General features: G+C 52.3%; 3 protein-coding genes. 2 read left to right on the top strand and 1 reads right to left on the bottom strand.

Translation table 11 applies throughout. The features are described 5' to 3' along the window. Positions 1-337 precede the first annotated feature (337 nt). Complete coding sequence (locus LLG46_12390; protein ID MCE5324096.1) at positions 338-3,289, bottom strand: leucine--tRNA ligase; 2,952 nt, start codon at positions 3,287-3,289, stop codon at positions 338-340. 190 nt (positions 3,290-3,479) lie between these two features. Between LLG46_12390 and LLG46_12385 the strand changes: the two genes are divergently transcribed. Beyond that, positions 3,480-5,348 carry a hypothetical protein gene (locus tag LLG46_12385; protein ID MCE5324095.1) on the top strand — a complete coding sequence of 623 codons (1,869 nt, stop codon included), beginning with the start codon at positions 3,480-3,482 and terminating at the stop codon, positions 5,346-5,348. 3 nt (positions 5,349-5,351) lie between these two features. Beyond that, positions 5,352-6,005: a response regulator transcription factor gene (locus LLG46_12380; GenBank protein ID MCE5324094.1), complete on the top strand. Its 654-nt coding sequence runs from the start codon at positions 5,352-5,354 to the stop codon at positions 6,003-6,005. Positions 6,006-6,044: the final 39 nt, after the last annotated feature.

The raw sequence follows: 6,044 nt of genomic DNA, 5'->3' as shown, positions 1-6,044 counted from the left end.
GTCATACAAGGTAGAGGAAACCATCTCGCTAACGTGCTCAAGGCACTCGAATCTGCTCGTCTACTCTACCAGGTGGATCATAGCGTCCTATTATCCACCATTATCTGACAGGCAAGGCAATAATACAAGAAATCTGCTTTTACAACGTCGGGTTCAAAGCAGATTCCTCACATTCGTTCGGAATGACAGAATTGAACAGTTCTTTCGTTTGGCAATTTGCTGTTATAAATCAGAAAGCCCGCGGTATTTCTAAAGACGACCACGGGCTTATTCGCATTATATCACAGTTTTAAGAAGTCAAGTTCCAGGCTCTCCACCCTCCACTCTCGACTCTCCACTAGTTAGCCACAATATTTACCAGCTTGCCTTTAACCACAATCACCTTACGCACAGTCTTGCACTCAAGCCCGGCCTTTATCTTCTCGCTTGCCATAGCAGCGGACTGCATAGCAGCCTCGTCTGAGTCGGCGGGCATGGTAATCTTGTCCTTCACCTTGCCGTTTATCTGAGCCACTATCTCGATCTCGTCAGCCTTCGCGACCTCAGGGTCATAACCCGGCCATCTTATATTGAGAGTGAACCCCTGCTTGCCAAGGCTCTCCCACAGCTCATCGGATATATGCGGAGTCATAGGAGAAAGCAGCAGCACGAGCATCTCGACTGCCTCGCTCATCACTGCAGACTTGCCGTCCGAGCCCAGGGCGCTCGCAAACGAACTCATCTCATTTGTCATCTCCATGAGAGCAGCAACTGCAGTGTTGAAAGCGAACTTTTCTATATCCTCGCCCACCTTGCGGATAGTCTGATGAACCTTGCGCCGCAGTGCCTTCGCCTTTGGGTCGGACGCTGCTTCATCGGCAGCTTTGGAAGCCCAGTCCGGCTCATAGCGCTCGGCATAGTCGTTGACCAGCCTCCACACACGTCCCATAAACCGGTACGCTCCGTTCATTCCGTCTTCATTCCACTGCACTGCATCCTCGAACGGTGCGACAAAGAGTTCATATGTCCTCAAGGAGTCTGCGCCAAATTTCTCAGCCATTGCGTCCGGGGTAATCACGTTTCGCTTGGACTTGGACATCTTAACGAACTTCCAGATAATCTTGTCCGGGTCCAGCTTTGCAGCTTCCTCGGGGAAGAGTGGTATCAGATCATGGTCCTGCTCCTCATCTTCCTCGGTTTCGATAACATCGCCGACCTCCATAGTCCTGTGAGGGGTAGACACCAGCACCATTCCCTGGTTCATCAGCTTATGGAACGGTTCCACAAACGGGATAAGCCCGGCATCATGGAGCACTTTTGTCCAGAACCGCGCATACAGCAGGTGCATGACGGCATGTTCCGCGCCGCCAACATACAGATCCACCGGCAGCCAGTATGCCGCAAGGTCCTTATCGAATGCAGCCGTATCCAGGTGCGGGCTTACATATCTCAAGAAATACCAGCTCGAACACGCGAACCCGCCCATTGTATCCGTTTCGCGCTTAGCCGGAGCGCCGCATAGTGGGCATGTGACATCCACCCATTCGGGTATATTGGCCAGGGGTGATTCACCCGATCCGCTTGGGACGTAATTCTCGACATCCGGCAGCACCACAGGCAGTTGATCTTCGGGCACGGGGACCTCGCCGCAGTTGTCGCAGTGTATGATCGGGATAGGCGCCCCCCAATATCTCTGGCGGGAAATTAACCAGTCGCGCAGTTTATAGTTGACCGCATGCTTGCCTCTGCCTGTGTCTTCCAGCCATTGGGTAACCTTCTGCTTCGCTACTGCCCCCGGTGTGCCGGAAAACGGACCGGAGTTGATCATGTTGCCGTATGCGGCATGGAAGAGTACGTCGCGATACCACTCGTTTCGATAGAGCATCTCCATCACTGTGCGTATATTCTCCAACGATGGCGAGCGCTTTCGCAGCATTCTCATGATCCTGACGCCGGTTTCCGTCGAGTCATACGGCATGATGCCATGATTTGCAAAAACAAAAGCCCATACAGAGCCGACTACCTCTATCCAACCCTCGGTGTTTTGCAGGTGGTCACGAGCTATATCAAGATAAGTCTGTGCCTGCTTATCGCCATGCGTCGTGACATAGTAAAACCCTTCACTCAGCTCAAAGTCTATACCGGCCTTTTTCATAGCCTCATCAAATCCCGGTTCGACGATATCTTCAAAAACTTTGCTCTTTGACATGCCGTCGGTGCGGTCGATTACGGGTATGATTGGGATTCCGAATTTCAGAGCAAACTCGAAGTCGCGCTCGTCATGTGCAGGGACAGCCATAATAGCGCCGGTTCCATAGCCCATCATTACATAATCCGCAATCCAGATAGGCACGCTATCTCCGTTCACCGGGTTGATGGCAAATGCGCCGGTGAACACGCCTGTCTTTTCCTTTTCGGTCGACTGTCTCTCGATTGCGCTCTGTCTCTGAGCCATCTTGCGATACTCACTGACAGCTTCTTTCTGATCGGGAGATGTGAGCTTGTCGACCAACGGATGCTCAGGTGCAAGGACCATAAAAGTGGCCCCCCAGAGGGTGTCAGGGCGAGTGGTGTAGATTATGATCTCATCGCCCTTTTCGGACTCGAAGCGAACCTCTGCGCCCTCACTGCGGCCAATCCAGTTCTTCTGCATCAGCTTGATCGACTCGGGCCAGTCTATCGTGTCCAGATCATCGATGAGCCTATCGGCGTATTCGGTTATCTTAAAGAACCACTGCGGCAGGTCTTTCTTTTCTATAAATGAGTCGCACCTCCAGCACTTGCCGTCCTTGACCTCTTCATTTGCAAGCACGGTTTTGCACGATGGGCACCAGTTGGCAGGCGCGAACGACCTGTAGGCCAATCCGCGTTTATATAGCTGGAGGAATATCCACTGAGTCCACTTATAATATTCCGGTGAGCTTGAGTTTATCTCGCGCGACCAGTCATATCCGATCCCGATCAGGTCCATCTGCCGCTTGTATGTGTTGATATACTCCGGCACAGTCTTTTTCGGGTGGCTCTTCTTTTTGATGGCCTCGTTTTCGGCAGGCAGGCCGAATGCGTCCCAACCCATCGGGTGGAGTACATTGAAGCCGTTCATGCGCTTGTATCTGCAGGCGACATCAGTGGGAATATAGTTGCGGCAGTGACCTACTGAAAGCCCCGCTCCGCTGGGATAGGGAAAAAAGTCGAGACCATAAAACTTGGGTTTATCGGTCGCGTCCTCGGTCTTGAACAGATCGGCTTCTTTCCATCGCTTTTGCCATTTCTTTTCTATCTCCGCGAAATCGTACTTTCGGTCGGCCATTAATTCGCTCCTGTACACAATTAACCGACGCAGTCTCCATAAGCCGAGGCTCCGTCGAAATATCTTACCCACCTGATTATAGGATTCGCGCAACTGCAGTGTCAAGGCGACCGGACTATGGATAGACGCACACTGACTTTTGTGGTAACCTGATGGTTGATTTTACTCGCTATGAAAGGTGTATACATAATTGAGTGAACCGTTTCATCTCAGCGCAAACCCTCTGCCTCCGCTTGAGATCGTCAAACTTCTCGAGTCCGGTTCCCCGGAGGTGGATCGTTATCTGGGAGAAGATATATACGTCAATCAAGATCCCGAATATCTTGCCAAGCAGAGAATGCGTCTTGCCGACACATTGAGGCTTCATGCCAAGCGAGTGGGTGAGAGTCCGACATTTCTGGTGCGTGCTCCCGGCAGGCTCAATGCGTTTCTCGAATATCTGGATATGTGCGCGGGCGATCATATGTCCACCACGATTGATGGCGATATACCTGCAGCGGTATCGGTCCGTGACGACGATCACCTGAGCATCTCCAATATAAATACTCTCTTTCCTGATGAGGAACTCTCCATTATAGATGAGTTCAATCGATTTGCGACTGCTTCATGGAAGGACCATTCAGCCGAGCTTGATGACACCTGGGACAATCGCACGCTCGTTTATCCTCATTACGGGCGCAAGCAGGGCAACTGGCTCAATTATGTGTTAAGCCCGTATCTGCGTTTATTGTGGGACGACCGCAAGTTCGCCATCCGAGGAGCGGATATAACTTTCGGAGCCGCCACAGCTCCTTTCAGGGCTGGGACCAGTTCATCTTCAGCGGTCGTGGTCCTGTCGTTTCTGGCTATGTATCTGACCAACCGCGACCAGCTTCCCGCATGGAGCGCTCAGCAGATTTGCAAGCTCTTGGGTGAGGCTGAGTGGTATGTAGGCACCCATGGCGGCGCGAACGATCAGACCACCATCCTGCGAAATCCAGCCAACTGCGTATTATATAACCGCCACTCATGGGCTGAGCTTGACTCGACCCCACTTCCATTCGTAAGAGGGGTGCATGTAGTGCTTGCCAACTCACTCTGGGAGGTGAACAAGACACTCGGAGGCAACCAGAGTTTCAACATGAGAAAAGGCTGGATGCAGATGGGCGATGAGCTGATGAAGCTTATCATTGCCGCTGTGCGTGAGGCGCAAAAAGCAGGCCATACATCCGGCAGCGGATGGCTCGCCAGGCTGTTGAACGAGAAGTTCGGGTTCAAAGTCAGCGGCGAACTCCCATTATTGGAGTCGAACCCTGACTATTGGGAAAAGATCGAGCGCAATTACGCAAAGTTCGGCAGTTTTCATGAAGACATCCTAGGCATCCCAGATGCTGCGATCAATGAACTGATGCTCCTTTTGCCCGTTAAGATCACGCCAAAAGAGGCAGGGCGCATATTCGGCAAAGAACCACAGATCATCGAGCGGGTATATACAAAACCGCGCCGCAGTATCGGCGGCTATCATATCCGCACCACCGCACGCTTCTTTTATAGAGAGAATGTGATCGGGCGAACTCTCGAATCGATGTTTTTGGAGGCCGAGCATAGGATAGAGACAGGCGAGCTGACCCCTGACTCGCCGGAATATGACCAGTATCGCGTCAGAGTGGGCAGGCTCGTCGATGAACTCCAGGATGCGCTTTCGTTTGATTTCCGTGTCTCGAATCCGCAGTTGGACCTGCTGCTCACGATTGCGCGCAGAGGTCCGGGCTATCTGGGCGGCAAGCTCACCGGCGCAGGTAAGGGTGGATGTGTGTCTCTGTTGGTCAGAGAGAATAAATCCGGCGCGATGTGTGAATACCTGGACAAAGAGTATTATGGTCGACCGGAGCGATTCGAGTTCTATCGCCAGGTCCTGGAAGACGAGCGGCGTACCAGCCAGCCCGGCAGCATCGAGCATGGCTCAGCCGAGGAGAGACTGGCGATACTCAATTCGGCGCTTGCTTCAATACCGGACCAGCGCAGGGTCATAACATTCAGCCATGGGGCATGTGCATTGGAACTACCCGGGACGGCATAGACGATGGACGAGATCAAACTGATAATTGCAGAGGACGAGCCTGTCGCGCGGCAGGCTATGGCCAGGCTCTTCGACCTTGAGACCGACATAGAGGTGGTCGCTGAGGCAGAAAACGGTGAGATTGCAATAGACCTTGCACGCCGGGCGATGCCGGATGTCATTTTGATGGACATTCGCATGCCCAGGCTCGACGGCATCAAAGCGACCCAGATAATAAAGCAAGAGATGCCGAATGTCGCGATAGTGATCCTCACGATTTATGACGACGACACAAATGTCTTCCAGGCTATAAAGGCCGGAGCCATCGGATACATCCTAAAGGACAGCCCAATAGATGATGCAATGAATGCTGTTCGCGCTGCATATCGAGGCGAGGGAATTATGCATCCCGCTATAGCAGGACGAGTGATGAAGGAGTTTGCCAGGCTTCACAGTGATCGTTCGGCTGATCTCAAGATGTTTGCGGATCTTACAGACCGCGAACGAGAGGTCCTCAAACTGATAGCGCAGTCCAAGCGCAATTCAGAGATTGCCAAAGCCCTGTTCATCAGCGAAAAGACGGTAAAGAACCACGTGTCAAATATCCTCTTCAAACTCCAGGCCAACGACCGCACCGAAGCTGCGCTATATGCTGCAAAACATGGGTTGGTGGAATAGCTTACCATATCTAATTTCAGCGCCGCTGCCGATAATTAT

It is taken from the genome of bacterium (genome assembly GCA_021371935.1).
Classification (GTDB): domain Bacteria; phylum Armatimonadota; class UBA5829; order UBA5829; family UBA5829; genus UBA5829.
This window is presented reverse-complemented; position numbering and strand designations above follow the sequence as displayed.

Bases quoted from the DNA above. Each gene is read 5' to 3' on its own strand.
- LLG46_12390 (MCE5324096.1), bottom strand. From the start codon at position 3,289: ATGGCCGACCGAAAGTACGATTTCGCGGAGATAGAAAAGAAATGGCAA.
- LLG46_12380 (MCE5324094.1), top strand. From the start codon at position 5,352: ATGGACGAGATCAAACTGATAATTGCAGAGGACGAGCCTGTCGCGCGG.